At 55.6% G+C, this 26,860-nt stretch carries 22 protein-coding genes; 14 read left to right on the forward strand and 8 right to left on the reverse strand.

The window, feature by feature from the left end; all coding sequences use genetic code 11:
- The first annotated feature begins 111 nt into the window (after window positions 1-111).
- From L2097_RS08090 to L2097_RS08110, 5 genes are read left to right on the forward strand one after another with little or no spacing between them, the layout of a single operon-like run.
- Complete coding sequence (locus tag L2097_RS08090) at window positions 112-1,269, forward strand: ABC transporter ATP-binding protein (RefSeq protein ID WP_229220819.1); 1,158 nt, start codon at window positions 112-114, stop codon at window positions 1,267-1,269.
- Complete coding sequence (locus L2097_RS08095; RefSeq protein WP_250352553.1) at window positions 1,266-2,261, forward strand: NAD(P)H-quinone oxidoreductase; 996 nt, start codon at window positions 1,266-1,268, stop codon at window positions 2,259-2,261. Before L2097_RS08090 ends, L2097_RS08095 begins: the two co-directional genes overlap by 4 nt.
- Complete coding sequence (locus L2097_RS08100; RefSeq protein WP_250352554.1) at window positions 2,258-2,872, forward strand: glutathione S-transferase; 615 nt, start codon at window positions 2,258-2,260, stop codon at window positions 2,870-2,872. The genes L2097_RS08095 and L2097_RS08100 overlap by 4 nt, the downstream gene beginning before the upstream one ends.
- A 12-nt stretch (window positions 2,873-2,884) precedes the next feature.
- Window positions 2,885-3,334 (forward strand): type II 3-dehydroquinate dehydratase, encoded by a 450-nt coding sequence (locus tag L2097_RS08105; protein ID WP_085007246.1) that lies wholly within the window; start codon window positions 2,885-2,887, stop codon window positions 3,332-3,334.
- Window positions 3,331-4,260 carry a 2-hydroxyacid dehydrogenase gene (locus L2097_RS08110; RefSeq protein WP_047370632.1) on the forward strand — a complete coding sequence of 310 codons (930 nt, stop codon included), beginning with the start codon at window positions 3,331-3,333 and terminating at the stop codon, window positions 4,258-4,260. The genes L2097_RS08105 and L2097_RS08110 overlap by 4 nt, the downstream gene beginning before the upstream one ends.
- 19 nt (window positions 4,261-4,279) lie before the next feature.
- Here L2097_RS08110 and L2097_RS08115 read toward each other — a convergent pair whose 3' ends face one another.
- Together L2097_RS08115 and L2097_RS08120 are read right to left on the reverse strand one after the other, a co-directional pair.
- Window positions 4,280-5,242, reverse strand: coding sequence for a LysR family transcriptional regulator (locus L2097_RS08115; RefSeq protein ID WP_250352555.1), 963 nt, complete (start codon window positions 5,240-5,242; stop codon window positions 4,280-4,282).
- Between the two features lie 74 nt (window positions 5,243-5,316).
- Window positions 5,317-5,568 carry a hypothetical protein gene (locus L2097_RS08120; RefSeq protein WP_047370634.1) on the reverse strand — a complete coding sequence of 84 codons (252 nt, stop codon included), beginning with the start codon at window positions 5,566-5,568 and terminating at the stop codon, window positions 5,317-5,319.
- 16 nt (window positions 5,569-5,584) lie between these two features.
- On the opposite strand from L2097_RS08120, the gene L2097_RS08125 reads away from it, so the two are divergent.
- The 4 genes from L2097_RS08125 to L2097_RS08140 all read left to right on the forward strand — a co-directional run bounded on the left by L2097_RS08125 (window position 5,585) and on the right by L2097_RS08140 (window position 9,734).
- Complete coding sequence (locus tag L2097_RS08125) at window positions 5,585-6,616, forward strand: ABC transporter substrate-binding protein (protein WP_047370635.1); 1,032 nt, start codon at window positions 5,585-5,587, stop codon at window positions 6,614-6,616.
- 63 nt (window positions 6,617-6,679) lie between these two features.
- Window positions 6,680-7,534: an ABC transporter permease gene (locus L2097_RS08130; protein WP_047370636.1), complete on the forward strand. Its 855-nt coding sequence runs from the start codon at window positions 6,680-6,682 to the stop codon at window positions 7,532-7,534.
- Window position 7,535: 1 nt separating this feature from the next.
- Entirely contained in the window at window positions 7,536-8,354 is an 819-nt protein-coding gene (locus L2097_RS08135; protein WP_250352556.1) for an ABC transporter permease, read from the forward strand.
- A gap of 129 nt (window positions 8,355-8,483) precedes the next feature.
- Window positions 8,484-9,734: a flavin-containing monooxygenase gene (locus L2097_RS08140; RefSeq protein ID WP_250352557.1), complete on the forward strand. Its 1,251-nt coding sequence runs from the start codon at window positions 8,484-8,486 to the stop codon at window positions 9,732-9,734.
- Between the two features lie 140 nt (window positions 9,735-9,874).
- Here the strand turns inward: L2097_RS08140 and L2097_RS08145 are convergent, their stop codons facing one another.
- Window positions 9,875-11,926 (reverse strand): sensor domain-containing protein, encoded by a 2,052-nt coding sequence (locus tag L2097_RS08145; RefSeq protein ID WP_250352558.1) that lies wholly within the window; start codon window positions 11,924-11,926, stop codon window positions 9,875-9,877.
- A gap of 814 nt (window positions 11,927-12,740) precedes the next feature.
- Between L2097_RS08145 and L2097_RS08150 the strand changes: the two genes are divergently transcribed.
- A complete protein-coding gene (locus L2097_RS08150) occupies window positions 12,741-13,907 on the forward strand; it encodes an iron-containing alcohol dehydrogenase (protein ID WP_047370640.1) in 1,167 nt (388 codons plus the stop codon).
- Window positions 13,908-14,006: 99 nt separating this feature from the next.
- Here the strand turns inward: L2097_RS08150 and L2097_RS08155 are convergent, their stop codons facing one another.
- From L2097_RS08155 to L2097_RS08175, 5 genes are all read right to left on the reverse strand, one after another.
- Window positions 14,007-14,915 (reverse strand): LysR family transcriptional regulator, encoded by a 909-nt coding sequence (locus tag L2097_RS08155; RefSeq protein ID WP_250352559.1) that lies wholly within the window; start codon window positions 14,913-14,915, stop codon window positions 14,007-14,009.
- A 100-nt stretch (window positions 14,916-15,015) separates the two neighbouring features.
- A complete protein-coding gene (locus L2097_RS08160; protein ID WP_229220836.1) occupies window positions 15,016-15,873 on the reverse strand; it encodes an ABC transporter permease in 858 nt (285 codons plus the stop codon).
- Entirely contained in the window at window positions 15,873-16,703 is an 831-nt protein-coding gene (locus L2097_RS08165; protein ID WP_047370642.1) for an ABC transporter permease, read from the reverse strand. The genes L2097_RS08160 and L2097_RS08165 overlap by 1 nt, the downstream gene beginning before the upstream one ends.
- 74 nt (window positions 16,704-16,777) lie before the next feature.
- On the reverse strand, window positions 16,778-17,917 hold the full coding sequence (locus L2097_RS08170; RefSeq protein ID WP_047370643.1) for an ABC transporter substrate-binding protein: 1,140 nt from the start codon (window positions 17,915-17,917) through the stop codon (window positions 16,778-16,780).
- A gap of 29 nt (window positions 17,918-17,946) precedes the next feature.
- Window positions 17,947-18,996 (reverse strand): ABC transporter ATP-binding protein, encoded by a 1,050-nt coding sequence (locus L2097_RS08175; protein WP_047370644.1) that lies wholly within the window; start codon window positions 18,994-18,996, stop codon window positions 17,947-17,949.
- 306 nt (window positions 18,997-19,302) lie between these two features.
- Between L2097_RS08175 and L2097_RS08180 the strand changes: the two genes are divergently transcribed.
- The 4 genes from L2097_RS08180 (at window position 19,303) to L2097_RS08195 (ending at window position 26,853) form a co-directional block, all read left to right on the forward strand.
- Complete coding sequence (locus L2097_RS08180; protein WP_284453922.1) at window positions 19,303-20,073, forward strand: MBL fold metallo-hydrolase; 771 nt, start codon at window positions 19,303-19,305, stop codon at window positions 20,071-20,073.
- Window positions 20,070-21,089 carry a LacI family DNA-binding transcriptional regulator gene (locus tag L2097_RS08185; RefSeq protein WP_250352560.1) on the forward strand — a complete coding sequence of 340 codons (1,020 nt, stop codon included), beginning with the start codon at window positions 20,070-20,072 and terminating at the stop codon, window positions 21,087-21,089. The genes L2097_RS08180 and L2097_RS08185 overlap by 4 nt, the downstream gene beginning before the upstream one ends.
- 9 nt (window positions 21,090-21,098) lie before the next feature.
- Window positions 21,099-21,863, forward strand: a complete 765-nt coding sequence (locus tag L2097_RS08190) for an inositol monophosphatase family protein (RefSeq protein ID WP_250352561.1) — start codon at window positions 21,099-21,101, stop codon at window positions 21,861-21,863.
- Window positions 21,864-22,161: 298 nt separating this feature from the next.
- The gene (locus tag L2097_RS08195) at window positions 22,162-26,853 is read left to right on the forward strand and encodes an ATP-dependent helicase (RefSeq protein WP_250352562.1); all 4,692 of its coding nucleotides are present in this window, start codon (window positions 22,162-22,164) and stop codon (window positions 26,851-26,853) included.
- Window positions 26,854-26,860 lie beyond the last annotated feature (7 nt).

A 26,860-nucleotide genomic window follows, 5' to 3' on the forward strand; every position in this document is an offset into this window, starting at 1 on the left:
CTTTCTGCTTTAACTTTTCCAAACGCCAGCTTCGGGAAGCACTAACCGCGCGACAGACGTTTAACCCGTATGCTGGTTTCAGGCATTCGATAGCCCATTTATGGAGATTACATGGTTAGTGCAGAAGTCACCCTGTTCCCGCAGCCCCCAACGCTGCAACCCGACGTGAACAACACGCATGTTGCCGTACGACTCGATGGCGTGCTCAAACGCTTTGGCGACGCCATTGCCCTACACAAGATTTCCCTGATGATTGAAGAAGGCGAATTTATTACCCTGCTCGGCCCGTCAGGCTGCGGCAAAACCACGTTGTTGAACCTGATGGCGGGTTTCGCCGAAGCGGATGGCGGCGAAATCTTTATTGATGGCGATCTGGTGACCGATACCCCCCCCTGGCAGCGTGAAATCGGCATCGTGTTTCAGAACTACGCGCTGTTCCCGCATATGACGGTCGAGAAGAACGTGGGCTACGGTCTGCGCATGCGTGGTGTGCCCAAAGCCGACATCGCTGAGCGCGTTGAGCAGGCTCTGGCGCTGGTGAAGCTTGCCGGTTACGGCCATCGCAAACCACGTGAACTGTCTGGCGGCCAGCAGCAGCGTGTCGCGCTGGCGCGCGCGCTGGTGATCCGTCCCAAAGTCCTGCTGCTTGATGAGCCGTTCTCTGCGCTGGATAAAAATCTGCGTCTGTCGATGCAGGTTGAGTTGAAAGCGATTCAACGCAAGCTTGGCGTCACCACCGTCTTCGTGACACACGATCAGGGCGAAGCGCTGAGCATGAGCGATCGCGTGGTGGTGATGTCGGCAGGACATGTACGCCAGATCGGCACGCCGGATGAGATTTATCGTCGTCCGCAGGATCCCTTTGTCGCCGGGTTTGTAGGCGATGTGAATATTTTGCCGGGTCGTTACGTCAGTCGCGATAGCGCGGCGATACTGGATCTGGGCGGTAACGTGCTACGCCTGCCAGCGGAACGTGTCCATGCCTCGATTGGCGAACGCCTTGATGTGTTTGTGCGCCCGGAAAATATTCAACTGGCAGCCCTGGGCCCGCATTCACTGCTCAGCGCCACGGTGATTGCGCATGTTTTTCAGGGCGATCATGTCGATGTGCATCTCGATGTGCCCGCGCTGGGCAGCGCCACGCTGTTTGCGCGCCAGTCCGGTCTTCACTCGCTGACACGCTGGCCTGTCGGGTCTCTGGTGGGGGTGAATGTTGATGACGAAGGCGTATGCGCGTTTAGCGCGACAGAGCAGGATAAACGCGGATGATCCCTGAAATGATGAATGCCATTATTGCGTGCCGACCGGGGGGACCGGAGGTCCTGGAACAAGTGCAGCGCCCGATACCGATGCCAGGAGCCGGTGAAGTGCTAATTCGCGTGACCGGTGCGGGCGTCAATCGTCCCGATATCCTGCAACGCAACGGCATGCCTTTACCGCCAGGTGTCACCGATGTGCTGGGGCTGGAGGTCTCAGGTACCGTTATCGCGCTGGGCGCGGGCGTTGAATTCCCCGCGCCAGGTTCGTCGGTCATGGCATTGCTCAATGGCGGGGGGTATGCAGATTACTGCGTGGCGCGCGCCGAACTCTGTCTTTCCGTTCCGGAAAATCTGCCCCTTACGCAGGCGGCAGGCGTGCCGGAAGCGGCCTTTACCGTGTGGCATAACCTGTTTGAACTGGGGCGTTTGCAACCCGGCGAAACCGTACTGATTCACGGAGCAGCCAGCGGCGTAGGAACATTTGCCATTCAATGCGCGCAGGCGTGTGGAGCGCGCGTCATGGCCACCGCGGGCGGCGCGGAAAAAATTGCCGCGCTGCAACAACTGGGGGTCTGGCGCGCCATCAACCGCCACGACGAAGATTTCGTCGACGTCGTTCTGACGGCAACCGGGGGTCGTGGTGTGGATGTGGTACTGGATAACGTGGGGGGCGATTATGTGGCACGCAATCTGAGCGTGTTAGCGCCGGGCGGGCGCCACGTCAGTCTCTCATTTATGCAGGGCGCAACGATTGAACTGGACCTGCAACAGGTGATGCGCAAAGGCCTGAGTCTGACCTCTTCCACCCTGCGCCCCAAAAGCCTGGCCGAGAAAATGCGCCTGGCGCAGTGCATCAGTAAACATCTGCTGCCCCTGATCGCCGCAGGCAAAATCGCGCCACGCATTTATCAAACCCTGCCCTTAGCACAGGCCGCCGAGGCCCATCGCATTCTGGAAGCCAACGCTAATATCGGTAAAGTACTGCTGGAGGTGGCGCCATGATGCAACTCTTTTTTGCCAGCACGTCCGCCTATGTTCGCAAAGTGATGGTGTGCGCAAACGTACTGGGTCTTAACGGGGAAATAGAACGGCTCGATTCTGCCGCGCATCCTGTCGTGCGCGATGAACGTATCGCTCTGTTTAATCCCCTGGCAAAAGTCCCGGCACTGCGTACCGAAGAGGGGCTCTGTCTCTATGACAGCCGGGTCATTTGTGAATACCTCAACGCGCGTGCGCAGGGCCATTTATACCCGAAAAACGCAGATGCGCGCTGGAGAAGTCTGGCATGGCAGGCGCTGGGCGACGGCATTATCGATGCCGCATTACTGGCGCGCTACGAGTTCACAGCACGCCCGCCCGAGAAACAGTGGCAGGGCTGGGCCGACGCGCAACTGAAAAAAGTCGCCGCGGCACTGTCGCAGATTGAAAGCGAGGTCAGCACGTTTAGTGAACAACCCGACGATATCGGGCTCATTGCCATCGGCTGCGCGCTCGGTTATCTCGACTTTCGCTTTGCCGAACTCAACTGGCGTGCCGGCCACCCGCTGACCGCCGCATGGTTCGCCCTCTTCGCTGCGCATCCGGCGATGACCGCCACGCATCCGCACGTTTAATCAGGAGTGAACATGTCACCGCAGATCTATTTTCTTAATGGGCCGAACGCCAATTTATATGGGCTGGATAAAAGCGGCACGTACGGCAGCGAAAGTTTTGTCAGTCTCGGGGAGCGCTGCCAGCGCCGCGCCGGGACACACGGCGTGGTGTTGCATTTTCGCCAGAGCAATCACGAGGGCGTATTGGTTGACTGGATTCAGGAAGCACGTCAGCACGCGTCAGGGTTAATCATCAACGCCGCAGGTTTGACCTACCGTTCCGTGCCCATTCTTGATGCTTTGCTGATGTTTGACGGCCCGATCATTGAAACGCATATGAGCAACATCTGGAGGCGCGAGCCGTTCCGCCACCACTCTCTGATATCGAAAGCAGCAACCGGGGTGATTGCCGGACTGGGCGCGGTAGGTTACGAGCTGGCAATTGATGCGGTGGTCACGCTGATGGAGGCGCACAGCGCATGAGTACCTTAGTGTTTTACAGCGAATTCGATAGTTTCGACGCGTGGTCGGCCTTACTTGCGCCACATTTGCCCGGCGTGAGAATTTGCCGCGCCGAAACAGTGCAACATCCTGATGATGTGCACTATGCGCTGGCATGGAAACCGCCATACGGATTCTTTGCGCCGTATCGCAATCTCAAGCTGCTGGTTAATCTCGGCGCGGGGGTCGATTCACTGGTGGGGCGCGACGATCTGCCGGCCATTCCGATTGTTCGTCTGTCCGACCCGGATATGTCACGTATGATGGCCGGTTACGTGCTTTTTGCCGTTCTGCGCTACGCGCGCGATATCCCGGCATTCGAGCGCGCGCAGCGTGAGCAGCGCTGGCATTACCTGCATCCGCGTAGTCCTTCCGGCATCCGCGTCGGGGTGTTGGGATTGGGGGAACTGGGTGCGTATACGGCCCAGGAACTGGCACGACAGGGTTTCGACGTGCGCGGCTGGTCGCGTACGCCAAAAGCGATCGCGGGTATTCAGTGTTGCAGCGGACTGACGTCGCTGAATGATTTTCTCAGCCAGAGCGACATTCTGGTGGTCATGCTGCCCCTCACGCCGCAGACGGCGGGCCTGCTCAGCGCTGAACGGCTGTCCCGCCTCCCCGCAGGCGCGGCGTTTATCAATGTGTCGCGCGGTGCGATTGTCGATCAGGCGGCACTGACTGAGGCCTTGCGCGCGGGGCAGATTGCCCAGGCCACGCTGGATGTGTTTGATCGCGAGCCGCTGCCGCCAGACGATCCGTTATGGCGCATGGACAATGTCCTTATCACGCCACATCTGGCATCGGTCGCCATTCCAGCCAGCGCCGCACAACAGGTTGCAGACAACATACAGCGCGCCGCACGCGGCGAACCGGTCAACGGGCAGGTATTTCCGGAGCGTGGCTACTAAGTTGTCGCCACGCCCGGCGTCACGCCACCCGCACCACCTGCGGATCGAAATAACTCGGCGCCGCCATGCCGGGAATATACTGATCGGAGATAAAAACACGGCAGCGCTCAGCAAAGGCGTTAACCACCATTGAGTGCTGAGTATGGGCCGCGGTAGCGTAACCCAGTTGCATGGCTCTGTTCGCCCCTGCCAGGCGTACGCGAATCAGGCGCTTGCCATCCTGGGACAGATGCGCTTTTGGTCGCACGTTGGCGATGCCAAATCCCACGCCATTTGCCACCATCGAGCGCACCACTTCCATATTACTGGAGCGCATCACCACATTAGGCGTAACGCCCGCTTCGCTAAACAGCCCGAGGAAATATTCACGGCTCCACGGCATATCCAGCAAGACCATCGGCATGGTCGCCAGATCCTCAATGGTCACCGCCGACTGCGTCGCAAATGGATGATGTTCCCCCACCATCACATACGGCGGCAATTGCGCCAGCGATGTGAAGGCGATATCGCTGGCGGGGACTAAATCATAAGTCAGTGCGATGTCGATATCGGCGGTACGTAACTGTTTGAGCAACTGTTCGTGGTTGCCTTCGACAAGCGTAATGCGCACGCCAGGAAAGGCGCGTCCAAAGCCGAAGACCAGTTCGGGCGTCAACATCGGGGCCAGCGTGTCCAGACAGCCTACACGTAGCGGGCCACGCACATTGTTCATGGATTCCGAGGCGATAGTATAAAGATTCAACATCTGCTCCAGAATGAGCTTCGCCTCTTTCAGAACCTGATGGCCGATGGCGGTAAGCGAAACGCCCTGCGCGTGATGGCGCACAAAGAGCTGTACGCCAAGTTCAGATTCGATGTGCGTGATGGCGGCCGAGATCGAGGGCGATGAAACATGGATCCTTTCTGAGGCGCCAATGATGCTGCCAGCCTCCCCGGAGGCGACAAAGTATTCCAGCTGACGCTGGGTAATGCGACTGAGCATGCAGGTTCTCCTGAGATCGCCGACGCGATCATGTCGCGCCAGTCATTCTAATAGCACTCATTTTCATGCATTTATCATGCCAAATGAAAAATAACAGCATAATCCCCTGCTTTTACTGTGCCCTTCTTCTCTTCATCCTTATCACTGATTAAGAAAATCCGTTGCAAAGCAGCGCTTTTTTTAGCCTCAGAAATTCCGATGCAACGGCGAGGAAAAGGCTGTTTTACGCCATCCCTTCGCCACGTCATTATCGCTTTCACACCAGGGAACACCGTTTGCACCGTTCTGGCGCGCCGGGTTTCAGATAGCCACAACAGCCATTTCATATATGGGGATGAGAATATGTTGCGTAAAATTCGTGCCTTAACGTTGTTAACCACATGTGTGCTAAGCGCAGGACATGCGATGGCCGCGGACAAACTGATTGTCAGCACCTGGGGCGGCGGCTTTAAAGATTTGATCGATGAGACCATCGCGAAAGCCTTTACGAAAGAAACCGGCGTGGAAGTGCAGTTTGTTACAGGCGGCACCATTGATCGCCTCAACAAAGCCAAACTGGCCGGAGGTTCACCGGAAACGGACGTGACTTTCACCACTGCGCACGTGGGCTATCTCTATGCGAATTCAGGGCTGTTTGAAAAGCTCGATATGAGCAAAATCCCGAACGCGGCAAACCTGGTGCAACAGGCTAAAGTCAGCCCTTATCACCTCGGCGTCTGGGGCTACGTTTACACCATCGGCTACCGTCCGGATTTGGTACCCAAAGGCGAAACCTTCGCGAGCTGGAACGATCTGTGGAAACCGGAGCTCAAAGGCACACTCGCGCTGCCCGACTGGGATCCAAGCCACATTATTGCTGTGGCCGCCAAACTCTCCGGCACCGATGCGGCCCACTGGCAGCAGGGCCAGGCGAAGCTCAAAGCGCTGATCCCGAACATCAAATCCTTCTATACCGATGACGCCAATAGCCAGCAACTCATCTCCACCGGCGAAACACCGGTTCAGGTCATGCTGTCGATGAACGCCTACAACATGATGGCCGAAGGGGTGGACGTCAAACTGGCAATGCCGAAAGAGGGCGCGATTCTGGGCGTAGATACCGTTGGGATCAACAAAGGCACCCGCCATAGCGAACTCGCTTACAGGTTTATCAATATTGCTCTCAAGCCCGAAATCCAGGAACAGGTGGCGAAGATTTATCACGGCAGCCCAACGGTAACCAATGCGCATATCGATCCTGAACTGGCGAAACTGCCGGGCATGCTGACCACACCTGAGCAATGGAACGCCACCATCAATACCGATCCGCAACTGCGTGCGGAGAAAACCGCCGAGTGGCGTCAGTGGTTCTCTGAAAACATCATGTCTCATTGATTTAGCGGGCGGCTTACGGGTCGCCCTGGTTCTACCGGCAGCACTTTACTCAGGCAGCACGTTATGACGAGAAAACCGACATTTTTACCCTGGTTCATTATTCCCGCCACGCTAACCGCAGTCGGGTTGGTCATCGCGATGCTCGCGGTGATGCAATTCAGCGTGCGCGCGTATATACCCGGTTCGCTCGACGTGGGCGGATTTACGCTGGCAAACTTCAACAGTCTGTTTAAAAGTATCTATGCCGATGCGTTTATTAACACTGTCATGCTGAGCGCCAAAACCGCTATTTTTGGCCTGTTGATGAGTTATCCGCTGGCCTATGCGCTGGTGCGTACCCGCACCCTATGGATCAAGTCCGCTATTTTGATTATTGCGATTACGCCGATGTTTCTTGGCGAAGTGGTGCGTACCTATTCCTGGATTATCGTGCTGGGTAACAGCGGCTTCCTTAATAGCCTGCTGCTGGCGCTGGGTGTTATCTCAACCCCCATTCAGTTTATGTTTACGCAAACCGGCGTGGTTCTGGCACTGGTGCATGTCACCATGCCGATCATGGTGTTGATGCTGGCGACCGCGTTATCGCACATCAATCCGGATTATGAGAAAGCCGCCAGCAGCCTCGGTGCAGGGCCAATCCGCACCCTGCTGACCGTAACGATCCCCCTGTCCATCCCCGGCATCGTCGCCAGCCTCACTACCGCTTTTGCCTGGACGTTTAGCGCCTTTGCCACACCGCAACTGATTGGCGGCGGACGCGTCAGCACCGTCGCCACGATGGTCTATCAACTGGGCTTCTCATCGATGAACTTTCCGTTTGCTGCCGCACTGAGTATCGCCGGTTTAATCCTGACCATCCTGTTGCTGATGGCGCTAAAACGCATGACCCGATTCCTGCACGCGATGGGAGAACATTAATATGACCCGTTCACTTAACGACAAACTGATAACGCTGGCGGGTCGTCTGCTGGTCGCCGCTATTCTGCTGTTTGTCATGCTGCCAACCATCGTGGTGTTTATCTCCTCGTTCAGCAGCACCGCCGTGCTGTTTTTCCCGCCCAAAGGCTGGTCGCTGCGCTGGTTTGAGCGGGCGGTAAATTATGACGATTTCCGTCATGGGTTTTACTCAGGGCTGGTTGTTACCGCGTGGGCATCGTCGCTGGCGGTCATCATCGGCGCCATGCTGGCGATTGCCATTGAACGCTATTCGTTTCCTTGCAAGCAGGCGCTGGAAGGGATCCTGCTTTCACCGCTGTTTATTCCCCACTTCACGATTGGTCTGGGGCTGCTGATGCTGGTTTCGCAGCTCAACCTCGGGCGCGGTTACCCGCTGGTGATTTTCTGCCACATTGTCCTGGTACTGCCGTTTGTGTTGCGGAGTGTGTATGTGTCGTTAAAAAACCTTGAACAGCGTATTGAACTGGCGGCGGCAAGTCTGGGGGCATCGCCGCTACGCGTGGTATGGACCATCACCGTACCGCTGATTTTACCGGGCCTGTTTGGCGGCTGGCTGTTTGCCGCGATCCTCTCCTTTAACGAATTCACCGCATCGTTGTTTATTACGACTCAGGTAACACAGACCTTACCGGTGGCGATGTACAACTATGTCCGCGAATTTGCCGATCCGACACTCGCCGCCCTGTCGGTCATTTATATTGCCGTCACCGCCCTGATGCTCATTATCGCCAACACGTTTTTAGGTCTGGGGAAAATATTAAATATTGAAACCCGACATTAATAACCCGTGAATAAATGCACGCCGGATAATCCGACGTGGCGCATTTAAAAAACCTGATTGTCATTAATACTGCCCCGATGACGCGTAGCGATAAAACTATCGAGGGCCGCTTATATTTAGGGATTCACTATGTCAGCAGAAAAAATTAATACCGTGATTGTCGGCGCAGGTCAGGCCGGTATTGCCATGAGCGAACATCTGGCCTTAATGGGCGTGCCTCACGTTGTCCTGGAGCGTAGCCGGATCGCTGAACGCTGGCGCTCTGAACGCTGGGATTCGCTGGTAGCAAACGGGCCTGCGTGGCACGACCGCTTCCCGTCGCTTAAATTCGACAATATCTCTCAGGAAGCTTTCCCGCCGAAAGAGCGCATGGCACAGTATTTTGAAGACTATGCGCAAATGATTAACGCCCCCGTGCGCACAGGCGTTGAAGTGCATCAGGTTACGCGCCTGGCAGGACGCAGCGGATTCAACGTTCTCACCTCTGCCGGTGAATTTGAAGCCGACAATGTGGTCGCCGCCACAGGCCCGTTTCAGAAACCATCATTCCCGCAGATCGTTCCGGAAAGCGCCGGGGTGCACCAGATCCACTCCTCGGTTTACAAAAATCCACAGCAATTGCCTGAGGGCGCCGTGCTGGTCGTAGGCGCAGGTGCTTCCGGTACGCAAATTGCCGAAGAGCTCCGTCAATCAGGGCGCGACGTTTATCTGTCTGTCGGTGAGCATTATCGTCCGCCGCGCACTTACCGTGACCGTGATTACTGCTGGTGGCTGGGGGCGCTGGGTCTGTGGGATGAAGTGAAAATAAAACCGAAAAAAGAGCACGTTGCCTTTGCGGTAAGCGGTTATGAAGGGGGAAAAACCGTCGATTTCCGCCGTCTGGCGCATACGGGCATTACGCTGGTTGGTATCACCAAAGGTTGGGATAACGGCGTGCTGAGTTTTGCCGGGGGGCTGGCTGAGAATATCGCTGCGGGCGATAGCGCCTATTTTGACGTATTGCGCGATGCGGACGCGTATATCGAACGCAACGGGCTGGATCTGCCGCCGGAACCACAGGCATGGGAGTTACAGCCAGACCCGGAATGCCTGCTCAACCCGCTGACACAATTAGATATCGCCGCCGCCGGTATTACCACGATTATCTGGGCGACGGGTTTTAAATTTGATTTCGGCTGGCTGAACGTGGATGCCTTCGACGAAAAAGGTCTGCCGTTCCATAAGCGCGGTATTTCAGCAGAACGCGGTATCTATTTTCTGGGCCTGCCGAACCTGGTGAATCGTGCGTCCTCGTTTATTTACGGCGTATGGCACGACGCAAAATATATTGCTGATCATATTGTTTTGCAGAACGCCTACACCGACTACGTTAAATCATAATGTTGGTGGTATAGCTGGGCTATCCCCCATTTTTTTGCCATCTGGTTGTGGAAAGATAAAACGGAAACACCGCATCAATCCTGGCTCCCCGTTATTTTACGGGGGTCAGATGAATGCGGCCCCTTTTTGAAACAGAAGGCTTATCGGACATACGATGACAGAAACAGCTTCTCGATCTCACCGGCTGGCAATGGTTTCGAGCACAGGTATCCCTGCATATAATCGCACCCCAGATCAATCAGCAATTTTTTCTGTTCCTCTGTTTCTACCCCCTCGGCAATCACGCCGAGTCCCAGGCTGTGCGCCATCGCAATAATCGCCGTACAGAGTTCAAAGCCTACGCCTTTTAAATCCTCAACGAAGGAGCGGTCAATTTTGAGAAAATCAATGTTAAATTTTCTCAGATAGGCCAGCGATGAATAACCGGTGCCAAAATCATCAATAGCAATCTGAATACCCGTCTGATGCATCATTTTGAGGTTGTGATTCACGCGTGTTTCCGAGTTAAGCAGCAGCCCTTCGGTAATTTCAATGGTGATCGCATCACCATTGAGTTTGTTGCTCTGCAGATCCCGAATCCAGGGGATATCTTCAAATTCCTGGCTGCGTAACTGCACCGGCGACAGATTAATGGTCATTTTAAGTTGAGGATCATATTCTTGCCGCCAGTAAGCCAGTTGCGTAATGGCCTGGTTTGCGATCCAGTTCCCCAAAGGGACGATAAGGCCGGTGTCTTCGGCCAGCGGAATAAAGGCATCCGGGCTAATAATCCCCTGCACCGGGTGGATCCAGCGAACCAGTGCTTCCATTCGGGTAATACGCCCCGTGGTCAGCGAGACAATAGGCTGGTAATAGACCGCAAACTGGCTCTCTTCGAGCGCTTTTCTTAAATTTCTCATCATCCGCAGGCGCGCATGAATCGCATCATGTAGGGCGCGGGAGTAGTAACGAAAATTCTTACGTCCCGCATTTTTAACCGCATACATCGCCTGGTCAGCGTTTTTAAATAAATCTTCGAGGTTTTCTGTATCCGTGGGATAAAGAGAAATGCCAATACTGGCCGAAACAAACATCGTCTCACCATTGATCGTAAAGGGCATCTCCAGCTTTCTGAGAATACTGCGGGCAATATCCGTGCATTCTGACGGATCGTTAATATCCGCGAGAATAATTGCAAATTCATCGCCACCGAGCCGGGCGATACATTCGGCGTTGCCGGCACATTCGAGTAAACGCATCCCCACCCGGCCTAACAATTCATCGCCCGCCCGGTGCCCCATGCTGTCATTAACCGATTTAAATTGATCGAGGTCGATCAGCATCAATGCCATAATATGACGTGTTCGCGAGGCATGCCGGGCGGCCTGTTCCAGTTTACTTTGAAACAAATGACGGTTGGGCAGACCAGTGACCGCATCATAATTCGCTTGTTGCCAGATCAATTCTTCCTGTTGTTTGCGTAAGGTAATATCAGAAAACATGCCAACGTAATTAATCACATTACCAGTTGGATCCTTTATTACCGAAATGCTCAACTCTTTGAGAAATTCAGTGCCGTCTTTATGTCGATCCCATACCTCACCCATCCATTGCCCGGTGTCGTTTAATGCCTGCCACATCTCGGTATAAAAAAAACGGGGATGGCGGCCTGATTTAAACTCCCGAGGATTACGTCCCTTAACCTCCTCCAGAGACCACCCCGTCAGGGTGGTGAAAGCCGGGTTAATACTGATGATATTATTATCGCCGTCGGTGACGACAATGGCTTCCTGGCTGGCCTCAAACACGGCAGCCGCAATTTTCATTTGCTCCTGCGCCTTTTTGCGTTCGGTAATGTTCTGAACGTAGACCAGCCTGGCCGGTAGCCCCTGGGTAGGGTAAAACGTCACGGACTCAGAAAAGACCGTCATCTGCGATCCATCATGGTGCAGGACAGGCCATTCTCCGCCAAGGCGGGTGCCTTCTTTGATAAATCGATGATGGCGCTCCAGCACAGCCTGTTTATCGGCAGCGGGAAAAATCATGGTGAAGGAGTGATGCAACATCTCATGTTGCGTGTAGCCATAGATATCGCAATAAGCGGGATTAACAGTGAGATAAAGTCCCTCATAATCAATTACCGCTATTCCGACGGGACATTTGTCGAGGATTGCCTGAAATAAGCCACTTTCATCCCAGTGAGATTTATTCATATTGCCCCCGCCACGATCAAAAAAGGGTGATTTTCCCTCAGTGCGTATTCACTGTTTCAACCTCACCCCAAAATAATTAAACTCAATATGGGCACCGGCAGTTAACAGGCTTATGACGCGGAAATTAACAGAATCGCATTATCTTATTCAACGTATATATCATGTATTCTTTCGCGTTCTTTGGAAATAGCTTTCCTGTACGTTCACCCCCCAATTTATGGTAATGAGTGTCTTGTACTACGGTCGTGATTAAAAGGAACGTATCCGCACTGGCTTAAACGTAACTGCCCGAACGTTGTTCCTGTCCCGGATGGCATCTCGCAACAGATGAATGCACGAGAGAAGCACCCAGGCCAATCACCGTATCGTCCCGGCAGCGGCCCTGACGCTCTGCTGAGTATGACCCACGCGACAGGAGAGATCATGCGCCTCTGCGGATTACGCCGCCTGCCTGAATAAATAATAGTTCAAATACAATCAATTACACCAAAAACACTCAGTAAATCGCCAGATGAAGATGCCCGTCCACTGATCATTTTTACCTTGTTCCTTTACAACAAGTTAATAACATAACGTGATGATTAGAAACCCCCTCTGTAAATAAAATTGATGCTTTTTGTTAAAAAACCACTTGTTTTGTGAGGTTGTTCACTGTTCCCTGTCAGCTTTTCCTTAACATTGCCTGCGCATGTTCAGTCAGCGCTTTTATTCACAGCATCAGAGTATCGATATTCTGAGGCACTGACACTTTGCCAGGAGTTTAAACGCAGTCATGGACACTCTTACAATCACATTTATGAACAGGGGATGATCAATGTCGACATATTATTTTCTACCAACACGAAATGTATTTGGTGAAGGTAGTGTTCAGGAAGCCGGTACGTTGGCAAAAACGTTAAATGTGAAAAAAATCCTTATCGTCACGGATGCATTTCTGGCAAAAAACGGCATGGCGGATAAGGTCGCGAAAATTTATCAAGAAGCCGGTATCGATGTGCATATATTTGGTGGCGCGGAACCAAACCCCACGGATAAAAACGTCGCTGCAGGCATCGAATGCTACCGCGAACATGGCTGTAACGGGATTGTCTCACTCGGCGGCGGTTCGTCTCATGACTGTGCAAAAGGGATTGGTCTGGTCGCGGCAAATGGCGGCAATATTCGCGATTACGAAGGGGTCGATAAATCCAGCAATGATATGATCCCGTTGATGGCGATTAATACCACCGCAGGTACCGCTTCTGAAATTACCCGCTTCTGTATTATTACCGATACAGAGCGCAAGGTGAAAATGGCAATCGTGGACTGGCGCGTCACACCGCAAATTTCCATCAACGATCCGGTATTAATGGTCGGTATGCCCCCTTCCCTTACCGCTGCGACCGGCATGGATGCGCTGACGCACGCTATCGAAGCCTATGTGTCGACAATGGCTAATCCACTAACCGATGCCGCTGCCTTACAAGCCATTAAAATGATCACGCAGTACCTGCCCAAAGCGGTAGCGAACGGTGAGTATATGAAAGCAAGGGACAACATGGCCTATGCCCAGTATCTCGCCGGGATTGCGTTTAACAACGCCTCACTGGGCTATGTCCATGCGATGGCACACCAGTTGGGCGGGTTCTATAACCTTCCTCATGGCGTATGTAACGCGATTCTCCTGCCGTATGTTGAGTCATTTAACCTTATCGGCAACCTTAATCGCTTCCGTGATATTGCAGAGGCCATGGGTGAGAAAGTCGCCGGACTGTCGACCGATGAAGCGGCAGTAAAAGCGATATCCGCCATTCGTCGCCTGAGCAAACAGGTCGGTATTCCTGCCGATCTGAAAAGCCTGGGGGTTAAACCGGAAGACTTTGCCATTATGGCGGACAACGCGAAAAAAGATGTTTGCCAGTTAACCAACCCAAGAAAAGCGACCAAAGAGCAGGTCATCGAACTGTATCGTCAGGCCTACGAAGGGGAAGGCGCGCTCTGATTAACGCCATTTAGCCTATCCGGCTACGCGACAAACAACGATCCACGCCACGGCGTGGATCGTTTTTCCGACACTATCCCACCGGGCTTTCCCTTTGACTTATCGCTCCCAGAGCGCCGATTCGGCAAACTTTTCCTGGAGAAAATCGATAAACGCCTTAATGCGCGGCGTCTGCATCAGCCGTGTGGGCGTCACAGCGTGAATATGACTTTCCTGTAGCGGATAATCCGGCAGGATAACCTGCAAGCGCCCGGCGTTAAGATCATCGGCAACATGCCAGACCGACTGGAGGGAGATACCCCGGCCATATACCGCCGCGTCGCGTAACAATTCACCGAAATTACTCTCGATTTTACTGTTTATTTTCACCCGAAAAATCCCTTCCTCAGGCGTTATCAGTTTCCAGATATCCCGCTTGCCATCGACATCCGTCATGAGTAATCCGTCATGCGTAGCCAGATCGGCTGGATGCTGCGGCACACCACGTCGCGCCAGATAGGACGGTGACGCTACCAACACGCGTCGGTTTGGGGCGACGCGTCGCGCCACCAGACTGGAGTCTTTAAGATTGCCGATGCGGATAGCGAGGTCGTATCCCCCTTTCACCAGATCAACGACTTCATCACTGAGGTGCGCGACAAAATTGACATCCGGATGTAACGACTGAAATTCCGCCAGTAGCGGCGAAATAAATAAGCGCCCAAAGGACGCCGACATCGTGACCCTGATAGTCCCGGTCACTTCGGAACGGCTGGTATGCAGACATTCGCCAAGGGCATTGAGCGCCTCAATCAACGGCCTCCCCTGTGATGCCAGTAATTCCCCTTCCGGGGTGGGATAAAGACGCCGGGTTGTACGATTGAGGAGCCGTGCGCCCAGACTCTCCTCCAGCCGTTGTATTCGCTTGCTGGCCACCGCCAGAGACAGATTTTCACTGCGCGCGGCGGCGCTGATTGAACCTAAGTCCACCACTCGCAGGAACAGCGAGATGTCACTGATGCGCTCCATAAATTCTCAACATGTCGTCGATAATGGTTATGCATTGTAGTGATTTATTTGATGTATTCACAAGGGCAACGGCTGTTTCGCCAGTTTAATAACCGCTTTATCATTTCCCCAGTTTCGACAGCATTTCCGGGCGCATAAATTTATGAATGACCAGCATAAACAGCAGCGACGGCACCAGCAAAATCAGGGCGGTAATAGACGACACCTGATAATTGCCCGACATGCTGGCGTTATACAGCAGCAGCGGTAGTGTGGTGATATCCGGCGCGCCGACGAAAAAGGTGCCGGTAAATTCATCCAGTGATTCGAGGAAGACAAAAATACTGGCGGCAATAATGCCCGGCGAGGCCTGCGGCAGTACGATATGCCAGAAGGTGTAAACCGGTCCGGCGCCGAGGTTACGTGACGCCCTCGCCAGCAGCGGATCCACGGCGGAAAACGCCGCCACGCAGATCCACACCGAGTACATCAGGCCATGTACGCTGTGCACCAGCACCACGCCGGCTACCGTGCCGTTGAGCCCCCACTGATAGAACAGCCGGGCGATATTCATATATACCGTCAGGTTCGGAAACGCCTGCGGAATCAAAAACAGCAGCATAAAAAGCACCCGTAACGGCATGCCCCGTCGGGAGAGCGCATATCCTGCCGGGACCGAAATCAGCAGGCACACCGCCACCGATAACACCGCAATCAACACGCTGGTTATCAATGAACCGGAGACATCGCTATAAGGGCTAAAGACCTGATACCAGTATTTAAGCCCCCACTGAGCAGGAAGGGTATGCGGGAAAAACCAACTCTCCGCTACCGTCCAGATAAGCAAATTCAACAGTGGGCCAAACATCGCCAGCAGCATAAAAATCAACAACAGCGTCTGCAGGGGCAGGCTGGTACTCAATTTTCTGCGCCCTTTCGCCAGCCACGTATTCGGTAACGTCATCATTGCCTCTTTCATCATTCGCCTCCCTTCTGTTGCAGACTGTGGCGCAGATAGAACCACGACAGTGCACCGCAAATCAGCAGCGACACTACGCCCAGCGCATTGGCCACCGCATAATCGCCATAGGAATTCACGCGGAACGCCATATCCACGGTCATCATTGTTGGCGTACCCACACCAATCATCAGCGGTACAGACAGCACCGACATCATGGTCACGGTAGAGAGCACCAGCGCCACGCCGATGGCGGGCAGCACCTGCGGCAGGATGATGTCGAAGAGAATACGCGGGCGTGATGCCCCGAGATTGCGCGCGGCCAGGATTTGTGACTGCTCCAGCGCCGCCATCGCGCCGCAGATAAGCAATGTGGCGAACGCCAGCTGTTTCCAGACAAAGGTAATGATGATCCCTTTCCAGCCCAGCCAGGAGACCGTCTCCATTGGGGTGAACAGATCGGTTGCCACCAGCGCATTGTTCATCAGGCCGTTTTTAGCCAGAAAGGTGCGCATCATCTGCGCCGCCACAATAAAGGGGATAAATAACGGCAGGCGGTACAAAAAACCCAGCATCCGCACAATGGGCCGACAGGGTGACAAGGTGATCACCGCCGAAAGGGTGATGGAAATCACCGCCAGCAGCGCCACGGAAATCAGCACAATCACCAGCGTAAAGGCGATATCGCTGGAATAGAGCGCGTAGACCTTACTGAAATGGGCCAGGGTAAGCTGCCGCGCATCGTTAGTAAACGCGGCAATCAGCGAGAACCCCAGCGGGTATAAAAAGAGGATGGCAATCATCAGCGCGGCGGGCGCGACCAGCAATAGATATTTCAGCGAAGTACGCATAGCAGACCTGACATCAGAATAATGAAACGCTCAGGGCGGCGTTGTGCCGCGCCTGAGCTTTAACCGTATATCTTCTAATTAGCGACCTGGCTTTCGTAGCCTTCTTTAATGTCGTCAAAATAGGGGGTAATCGGGAAGCTTTTGCCGTAATCGGCCAGCGCTTTCGGCGAAATTTCCGCGAACAGCTTCTGCCAGGTGGCCGGGTCCAGCTTCGGCTTCACATGTTCGGCATCGATACCCGGATACCAGTTAAACTGTTTCACAATCCCCTGTGCCTGCACGTCCGGACTGGTCGCCAGCTCGATAAACTCACGCGCCAGCTGCGGGTTAGCCGCCTTCGCCGGGGTCACGTAGTACATCGGTTGTCCCGGCATACCCGGCGACAACAGCGCCAGTTTGATCGATGGCGGCAGCTTGCCCTGATCTTTCCAGCTGTAGAACATATCGACCCACACCGGCCCCATGGTGATCTCGCCACGGCTGAGCATATCGAGGGTACCGGCATTGCCTGGGGTAAAGGTCACGTTCTTATTGAACGCTTTTAACTTCTCGTATGCCTGGCTCCAGTTTTTCTCCACGCCTTTGTCGTAAGGCAGCGCAGAAAGACGCTGAGCATCGGTACCGTAGGCATACATCCAGCCCACCACAAAGCTCACGCCGGACATCCCGTTTTTGATACCGTTATAGCCAAAGGCCTGCGGATTTTTCTGCGTCCAGCTCACCAGTTCATCGTAGGAGGCTGGCGGGGTTTTGATCGCCTCGCTGTTCCAGGCGATGGCAGTCTGGCTCAAAAACATCGGCATCACGTAGCCGTCGACGTTGACGCCGAGGGCATTTTTCGCGTTCTCCGCGCTGACCATGCTGCCGGTGCTAATCTGCTGGCGGTATTTCGCAAGCAGCCCCTTTTCCACCAGTTCGCCCCCGGCTTTCTGATGAACGACCGCCACATCAATATCCCAGGTTTTCGCATCGCTCTCTTTTTGCGCAGTCAGTTTTTCGATGATTTTATTCGAACCGGCATCCCCGGGGCCGGTGCCAACAACCTGGACTTTTACGCCGGGATGCGCCGCTTCAAATTTCGGTCCGAGCCAGGTTTTCACGTAATCCACCATATTCTGATCGCCTGCTGTGGCTACGTTCAGGATGGTATCGGCCTGCGCGCCATAGCTCAGAAATAATGCAGTCACTACCGCAGCTTTCGTTTTAATAAACATGGTCTGTCCCCAAAGTGAATACGATGATGTCAACGTGCTTGTGATGATGGAAAAATATGTAACGCGAGCGCCGGGACGTGGAGTCGGACGGTTGACTGTGCGGGCCAACACTGTGTTGAATCCGCCAGTAATAACCGATCATGACAACGCACGCTGTGGCGATATAAATTGCCAAGAAACGCACTTTGCTCAACGACGCCATGAAGCGTCAGGCCATCTTCCGGCGTGTGCGTATTGACTGTACTGAGCGCCGTATCGGCACTGCGAAAATACAAGGTGCGATCGCGGAAATCGCCGACAGAATATTTCCCCTGAGCGCGCAGGGAAATATCCGATGCGGCGAAGAGATCGTTAGCAGAAATTTTATTGTCCGCCCCCATAAAATCAGCGACAAAGGGCGTTGCCGGACGCTGGTAAATATCTTCCGGGGTGCCAATCTGTTCGATGCGACCATTATTTAATACCGCAACACGGTCTGCCATAACCAGCGCTTCCTGCTGATCGTGGGTGACAATTAATGAAGTAAAACCCAGACGTTTTTGCAGGGCTTTAATTTCGTGGCGCACGTTGAGGCGCACTTTGGCGTCCAGATTCGACAGGGGTTCATCGAGAACCAGCACGTCCGGCTCAATTGCCAGTGCCCGCGCCAGAGCCACGCGCTGGCGCTGCCCGCCAGAGAGTTCAGTCACCTTCACGTCTGCAAGACCGGTGAGATTGACAATGTTCAACAGCTCCGCCACACGGCGGTCGATATCGTCACGCCGCCATTTACGGAGCTTTAACCCGTAGCCAATGTTGCGTGCCACCGTCAGGTGCGGCCATAGCGCGTAGCTTTGAAACACCATGGTGATATTTCGCTGCTCTGGCGCACTGTGGGTAATATCGCGCCGGGCAACGGTAATCTCCCCGGTTTGCACCGGAATAAAACCGCAAAGTGCATTTAGCAGCGTTGTTTTTCCGCAGCCTGACGGGCCTAAGAGGGCAATCATCTCCCCTTTCTCGACCTGCAGATCGATATTATGCAATACCACCTTTTCGCCATAGCTAATTTTAAGCCCGGCCACCTGTAAATAACTCATATTCGCTACCCAAAAATCGCTGCGTTTATTTTTTTAACGCCGATGAACACGTGTTCATTCGAATGTAAAAAAAATGCAATGTTGACTCGACATTATGTGAGCCTACTTTGTCGGGTATTTGTGACAATTTAATTAAGACTCTACCCATCAGGCTATTTTATTTGCCAGTTTGGCCCAGGGCAGTGCTCATAACCTCACGTACAATGTGTACGCTCCGGTTCTTGCGCGCTGGCCTGAAACCAAACTGACTGCAACAATTACGCCTGATGGGCAGGTCTAAGCGTCAAAAATTTTTGGTGAGGGAAAATGAAAATAGATGTGCTTGGCTGCGGTAGCGCCTTCTCCCGCGAACAAAATACCTCTGCGCTGCGGATAATGGATGATACGAACCGGCAATGGCTGATTGACTGTGGCCCCACCATTCCGAGAGCACTTTGGCAGCGTGGCGGGGATATCAACGATATCGACGTTATCTATTTCACCCACGTCCACCCGGACCACTGTGTCGGGCTGACGGCGCTGCTGAATTACTGGAAAAGCTTCTCGCGCCAGAAACCGCTGGTTATCTACAGTCAGCCGCAGCAACGTCCGGTCTTGATGCAACTGGCTGCGCTGGCAAGCTGGCCGCAGACCGCGCTGGGTTTTGATCTCGACTGGCGCGACGCGACCGACACATGGCACTGGCACGACTGGCATATCCGCACCGCCGAAACCCAGCATGAATTGCCCAATCGCGCCATTCGCATCACCCAGGGCGGGCAGACACTGTTTTATAGTGGTGACGGCCGCCCAACGCCGCAGTCCATCGCGCTAATGGCCGGGGCCGATCTTGCTTTCCAGGAGTGCGCATCGCTGACGGCGCTCAGCGAGGACGCCTCCCACGGTGATTTTCCCTCCTGCCTGGCGCTATTCCAGCAACTGGATATCCCGGCACTCGGACTCTATCACTGCTACGACGCGATCCTCGATGACCTCAAGGCCGCCTGTGAACCCTGGAACGGGTTGTTTGTCAGTTATGACGGTCTACAGATAACCTTGACTACGCCACACAATGCCCCGGAGGAACGTCCGGCATGAGCACACTGCCACGTAAACAGAGCGTGACCGCGCAGGATGTGGCCCACCGGGCAGGTGTCTCGCGGGCGGTTGTCTCACGAGCGCTCAGCAATAACGGCAGTATCTCTCCTGACACCCGGCAGCGGGTGTTACGCGCGGCGGAAGAGCTTGGCTATCAGGTTAATTTCCTTGCCCAGGGACTCAATCGTCGGCGCAGTCATCTGATTGGGGTCATGGTCTCGCGCATCAGCGATCCGTTTCGCAGCAGTTTGCTTGATGCTTTGCTCGGCGAGATCCAGCGTCGCGGTTTTCAGGCACTGGTAAGCGAAATTCGCAGCGAACAGGATCTGGCCCGCACCCTACGGCGTTTTGCTCAGTTTCGCGTCTCCGGGGTTATCGTCACCTCGGGACAGCCGCCGGAAACGTTGGTCAATGAGTGCGTTTCGCAGCAGATCCCGGTGGTCGGCATCAACCGTCAGCCGGATATTCCGTTCGTGGATTATGTCTGTTCCGATAATGCCTGTGGCGCCACGCTCGCAGCCGGGCAACTGGTCGGCAATGGCTGCCGACGTTTCGGCTGGCTAAATACCGCCCACTCGACCTGGGCCGGACGGATGCGCGGAGAGGCTTTTTATCAGGCGCTTTCCACACTCGGCGTGGATACCACGCGCGATTTGCAGACGCTCATCGCGCCCACGGAGGGATACGACGGGGGATTTCAGGCCGCCCTCAGCGCCGATAAACATCCTGAGGGGATCTTCTGCGCCAATGCGCAGCTCGCCTGCGGTTTTCTTGACGGAATGCGCCAGCGCGGCAGACACGCCCCGGACGATTTCCAGCTCATTGGTTTTGACAATACGCCGCAAACGGCGCAATACAGTTATCAACTGACCACCCTGCATCAGGATGTTGCGGAGATTTCCCGCCAGGCCCTAACCCGCCTGCTGGAACGGGCTGAAGATCCACAACAGCCTTCGCGCACGACATGGGTGGATGTGCAATTAATTCATCGGCGCACGTCGCCATTATCTCAATAAGAGCAGGCCATGACGGAAGAACAGCAGCAGTCATTATGTGCATTGATTCGTAAGCTCGGCGCACAGGCGCAGGCATTACGTAATGCGGGATTACAGGTCGATAAAAAAGCCCGCCAGGATTTTGTTTCCCATGCGGATCTGTTTGTGGAAAAAGAGATCAAAAACTGGCTGAGCAGCCACTGCCCGCAGGATGGTTTCCTTGGGGAAGAGAGCGGCCTGCAGGCCGGTGAACAGGGCACCTGGGTGCTCGATCCTATCGATGGCACCACCAATTATATTCAGGGAATGGATTACTGGTGCATCTCACTGGCTTATGTTCGCCAGAATGAAATTGATCTGGGGATTATCTACGCTCCGGATCGTGATGAATTTTTCTTTGCCCGTCGCGGCAAGGGGGCCTTTCTTAATGATAAACGTCTGACGTTGCGCGAGCCGGATCCGGAGACAGTAATTATTGGTATGGGACGCTCCAGCCGCGCGCCGGTCGAAAACTATACCCGCACGATCGCCCGCGTGATCAATGCAGGCATGGAGTACCGCCGGTTTGGTGCCGGAGCGTTGATGCTCGCCCATGTGGCTACCGGGCAGGTGCATGCCTATTACGAAGAACATATGAATAGCTGGGATGCGCTGGCAGGGATGTTGATCATCGTGGAGGCAGGCGGTGTCAGTAATGCGTTTCTGGCCGATGACGGTCTGTTAAATGGCAATCTGGTTTTGGCCGGATGTATTGATGTTCAGGCGCGTCTTTCCGCGCTGCTGGTGAGTCACTAACACCGCCCTTCGAGGGCTTCCCCGGTGGCGCTTGCGCTTACCGGGGCTACTCGCTCATCTTCCGTAGCCCGGATCAGGCGCCTGCGCCGCCATCCGGGTTTCGTTGCAGGTTCCCGCCCTTCGGGCGGTGGCGCTTGCGCTTTAAATTTTTCGCCAACAATCGCCCGAATGCCGCCCGTCACGTCACTGTTATTAATGATGAAATACCCTCGGCTCAACCCCCTGCGTCTGCGTTACACTTATCCTTTAGCCATTATTACTATTCCGGTCGCAGCAGACATCACAGGGAGCAGGAAAGATGTCAAAGAAAACCGTTTTACCCTCCGTACTCACTGATATCTTTTCGCCCGCCACCCGCGACTGGTTTGTCTCTGCTTTTCAGCATCCCACGCCGGTACAGGCGCAGACATGGACGGCAACGAATGCCGGGGAACATGTGCTGGCTATCGCGCCTACAGGTTCCGGCAAAACGCTGGCTGCCTTTCTCTACGCCCTCGACCAGCTTTTTCGTGAAGGTGACACCCCGTCTGCGGATACCGTCGAACGGAAAAAAACCACGCGTATCCTCTACATCTCGCCGATAAAAGCGCTGGGCACCGACATTCAGCGCAACCTGCAGATCCCGTTACAGGGCATCAGCGAACAGCGAAAAAAACACGGCGTGCCGGAGGTGGTCATCCGTGTGGCGATGCGCACGGGGGACACGTCAACTCAGGAGCGGGCAACGCTTGTGCGCCGCCCTCCTGATATCCTGATTACCACCCCAGAGTCGCTCTACCTGATGCTGACCTCAAGAGCGCGCGAAACGCTACGCGGCGTCGAAACCGTTATCCTTGATGAAGTGCACGCGGTGGCGGGCAACAAACGTGGCGCGCATCTGGCGCTCAGTCTGGAGCGGTTAGATGCCCTCCTCGCCCGGCCAGCCCAACGGATCGGTCTGTCTGCGACGGTGCGTTCGCCGAGCGACGTTGCGCAGTTTCTGGGGGGCGATCGTCCGGTCACCGTGGTTAACCCACCGGCGCTTCGCCATCCGGATATTCGTATTGTGGTGCCCCTTGCCAATCTGGATGACGTCCTCTCCACCAGCACCGGTACCGGCGAAACCAGCCACGCTGGCAGAGAAGGTTCTATCTGGCCGCATATTGAATCCGGTATTCTTGACCAGGTACTGAACCATCGCTCCACCATTGTGTTCACCAACTCCCGTGGGCTCGCCGAAAAACTGACCGCCCGGCTCAATGAACTTTATGCATCGCGCATGGCAGAGGCTTCCGACGTGCAAACCGACGCCGCGCACTATGTTTCGTCGTCCGGGGCGACATCCAACCGGGCGCAAACCGGTGCGACGTTTATCGCCCGTTCTCATCATGGTTCGGTATCAAAAGAACAAAGGGCGGTCACTGAACAGGCGCTGAAATCGGGGGAATTACGCTGCGTGGTTGCCACATCAAGCCTTGAGCTGGGCATCGATATGGGGGCGGTGGATCTGGTGATTCAGATTGCCTCCCCCCTCTCTGTCGCCAGCGGCTTACAGCGTATCGGCCGCGCCGGGCACCAGGTTGGCGGTATATCAAAAGCCCTTTTCTATCCGCGTACCCGGCGTGAGCTGATTGATTCCACGGTTGTGGTCGACTGCATGCTGGCGGGCAAACTTGAGAGCCTGACTCCGCCGCGAAATCCGCTTGATGTGCTGGCCCAACAAACCGTCGCCGCCGTCTCGATGGAGGCGCTGAATGTGGATGACTGGTATGCCACAGTTTGTCGCGCAGCGCCGTGGAAAGCCCTGCCGAGGGAGGTCTTTGACGCCACCCTCGATATGCTGTCAGGGCGCTATCCGTCCGGTGATTTCTCTGTTTTCCGCCCACGGATTATCTGGCAACGGGAAAGCGGCCAACTCACCGCCCGCCCCGGCGCACAGCTGCTGGCAGTGACCAGCGGCGGCACCATCCCTGACAGAGGCATGTTCAGCGTGCTGCTCCCGGAAGGGGAAGAACAGGTGGGCGCCCGGCGAGTGGGGGAGCTTGATGAAGAGATGGTCTACGAGTCCCGCGTCAATGACATCATCACGCTTGGGGCAACCTCATGGCGCATCCAGCAAATCACCCACGACCAGGTCATTGTGACCCCGGCTCCCGGTCGCTCCGCCAAGCTGCCGTTCTGGCGTGGAGAAGGGAGCGGTCGTCCGGCCGAACTTGGTGAACTGATCGGCGATTTTATGCATGCGCTCGCCGACGATGCGTTTCTCTCCTCCCCCGACAAACTGACCTTGCCGGGGTTGAGCCATGATGAAAACGCACTCGCTAACATCAAAGGACTCATTGAGGAACAACGCAGCGCCACCGGGATTATTCCGGGCAGCCGGCATCTGGTGCTGGAGCGCTGTCGCGATGAAATGGGCGACTGGCGCGTCATTCTGCACTCACCGTATGGCCGTCGGGTGCATGAACCCTGGGCGCTGGCGATCGCCGGACGTCTTCATGCGTTATGGGGGGCCGACGCCTCTGTTGTCGCCAGTGATGACGGTATCGTCGCCAGGCTTCCGGATTCCGAGGGCAAAATTCCGGACGCGGCCGTGTTTCTTTTCGACCCCGAAAAGCTCAGCCGACTTGTTCGGGATGCGGTCGGCAACTCCGCGCTTTTTGCCGCCCGTTTCCGCGAGTGCGCCGCGCGCGCATTGCTGATGCCGGGGCGCACGCCTGGCCGTCGTTCTCCGCTCTGGCAACAGCGCCTGCGGGCGGGCCAATTGCTGGAGATCGCACGTGGCTATGCGGATTTCCCTATCCTGCTCGAAACCGTACGCGAATGTCTGCAGGATGTTTACGATCTGCCCGCCCTGGACAGGCTGATGCGCCGCCTGAATACCGGGGAGGTGCAGATTTCCGCGGTTACTACCGCCACCCCGTCCCCCTTCGCCGCCAGCCTGCTGTTTGGCTATGTCGCAGAATTTATGTATGAGTCCGATGCCCCGCTGGCCGAACGCCGGGCCTCGGTATTGTCTCTGGATAGTGAACTGCTGGGGAACTTGCTGGGCCAGGCCGATCCCGGTGAACTGCTCGATCCTTCCGTTATTCGCCGGATCGAGGAGGAGTTGCAGCGCCTTGCACCTGAGCGCAAAGCCCGTGGTAAAGAAGGCCTTTTTGACCTGCTGCGCGAGCTGGGACCAATGACCCTGGACGACCTCGCCGCACGCCACCGGGAAAGCCGGGAGGCAGTCAGCGTCTGGCTGGATGAACTGCTGGCTGAACGGCGCGCCTTTACGCTTACGATAGGCGAAAGCCAGCGCATCGCCTGTATGGATGATGCCGCACGGCTTCGGGATGCGCTGGGGGTGCGACTGCCTGCGGATCTGCCCGATGCCTGGCTCAATCCGGTGGCGACACCGCTCGCTGACTTGTTTTTGCGCTACGTTCAGACCCACACATTATTTACCGTCCAGCAGATCGCCCACGCGTTCGGCCTTGGCGTCGCCGTGGCGCAGGAGGCGCTGGAAAAATTGCGCGAACAGGGCAAAGTCATGCGCCTGCGCGCCGGGCAGCCCGCCCAGTCCGGGCAGCTACATGCGCTCTCCTCCTCAGACTGGGTGGGCGAAGAGATTTTCCGTCGCCTGCGTATCCGCTCGCTGCAGGCCGCACGTGAAGCGACACGTCCGGTACCGGCGACGGCCTTTACCCGCCTGCTACTGGAGCGTCAGGGACTGCTTGCGGGATCGGATGGCAGCCCGGCGTTTCATAGCGACCTCTCTGGCGGCGTGTTTGAAGGCGTTGACGGTGTCCTGCGCGTTATCGAGCAACTGGCCGGGCTGGGCTTACCGGCAACACTGTGGGAAAGCCAGATTTTACCCGCGCGCGTGCGAGACTACGCCCCGGAGATGCTGGATGAGCTGCTGTCCACCGGCGAAGTGATCTGGTCCGGGCAGAAAAAACTCGGCGACGATGACGGGCTGGTCGCCCTGCATATCCAGGAATATGCTGCGGAAACTCTTATCATGCCACAAGACAGCACCACTCTTTCGCCACTCCAGCAGGCTATCCTGGGCGCACTGTCTCATGGCGGGGCCTGGTTCGCCCATCAGCTCAGCGCGCTTATCGAATCGCGTCGCGCCCCAGGCGATGAAACACTGTCGCTGACGGCTGATGCCCTGCACGAAGCATTGTGGGGGCTGGTCTGGCAGGGGTATATCACCACCGATATCTGGTCGCCTCTGCGCGCGCTCTCTCGCGCCGGAAACTCGCCTCGTCCCTCATCTCAACGTCGCGTTCGAAGCCGGCGCGGTCGCCCTGCGCTGGCACCTCGCGCGCCCCTGCCGACACAGATATCATTGAGCACGCCGACGCTTGCCGGGCGCTGGTCGTTATTGCACGCTGATAAGCTTAATGACACGGAATGGTTACTTGCGCTGGCGGATAACATGCTCGACCGCTATGGGATAGTCAGCCGACGGGCGGTCATGATGGAGAATCTGCCTGGCGGCTTTCCGGCGATGCAGACCGTTTATCGCAACATGGAAGATGTCGGACGAATCCTGCACGGACGTTTTGTGGAAGGTATGGGCGGTACGCAATTTGCCGAACGTCTGACCATCGATCGCCTGCGCGAGCTGGCGACGATTAAACCCGAGAAAGCCCTCTTCACGCCGGTCGCGCTGTCTGCCAGCGATCCGGCGAACCCCTTCGGTACGCAACTGCCATGGCCGTCTCATGTTTCCTCATTGGTTCCCACTCGCCGCAACGGCGCCCTGATTGTGATTGCCGGGGGGATACTGCGTCTCTACCTTGCCCAGGGTGGAAAGAAGATGATTGTCTGGCCAGACGATGACGACGCGATTGTCGGACAAGTCTTCCGGGCGCTGGCGGTTGCGCTTCGGCGAGAGCCGCGTCTGCACTTCACGCTGGAAGAGATTAACGACACCCCGGTGCGCCAGATGCCGCTTTTTACCCTGTTGCGTGACGTCGGTTTTTCGAGTTCACCGCGCGGGCTGGACTGGGGTTAACAACATC

Source organism: Citrobacter sp. MNAZ 1397 (genome assembly GCF_023613995.1).
Lineage (GTDB): Bacteria > Pseudomonadota > Gammaproteobacteria > Enterobacterales > Enterobacteriaceae > Phytobacter > Phytobacter ursingii.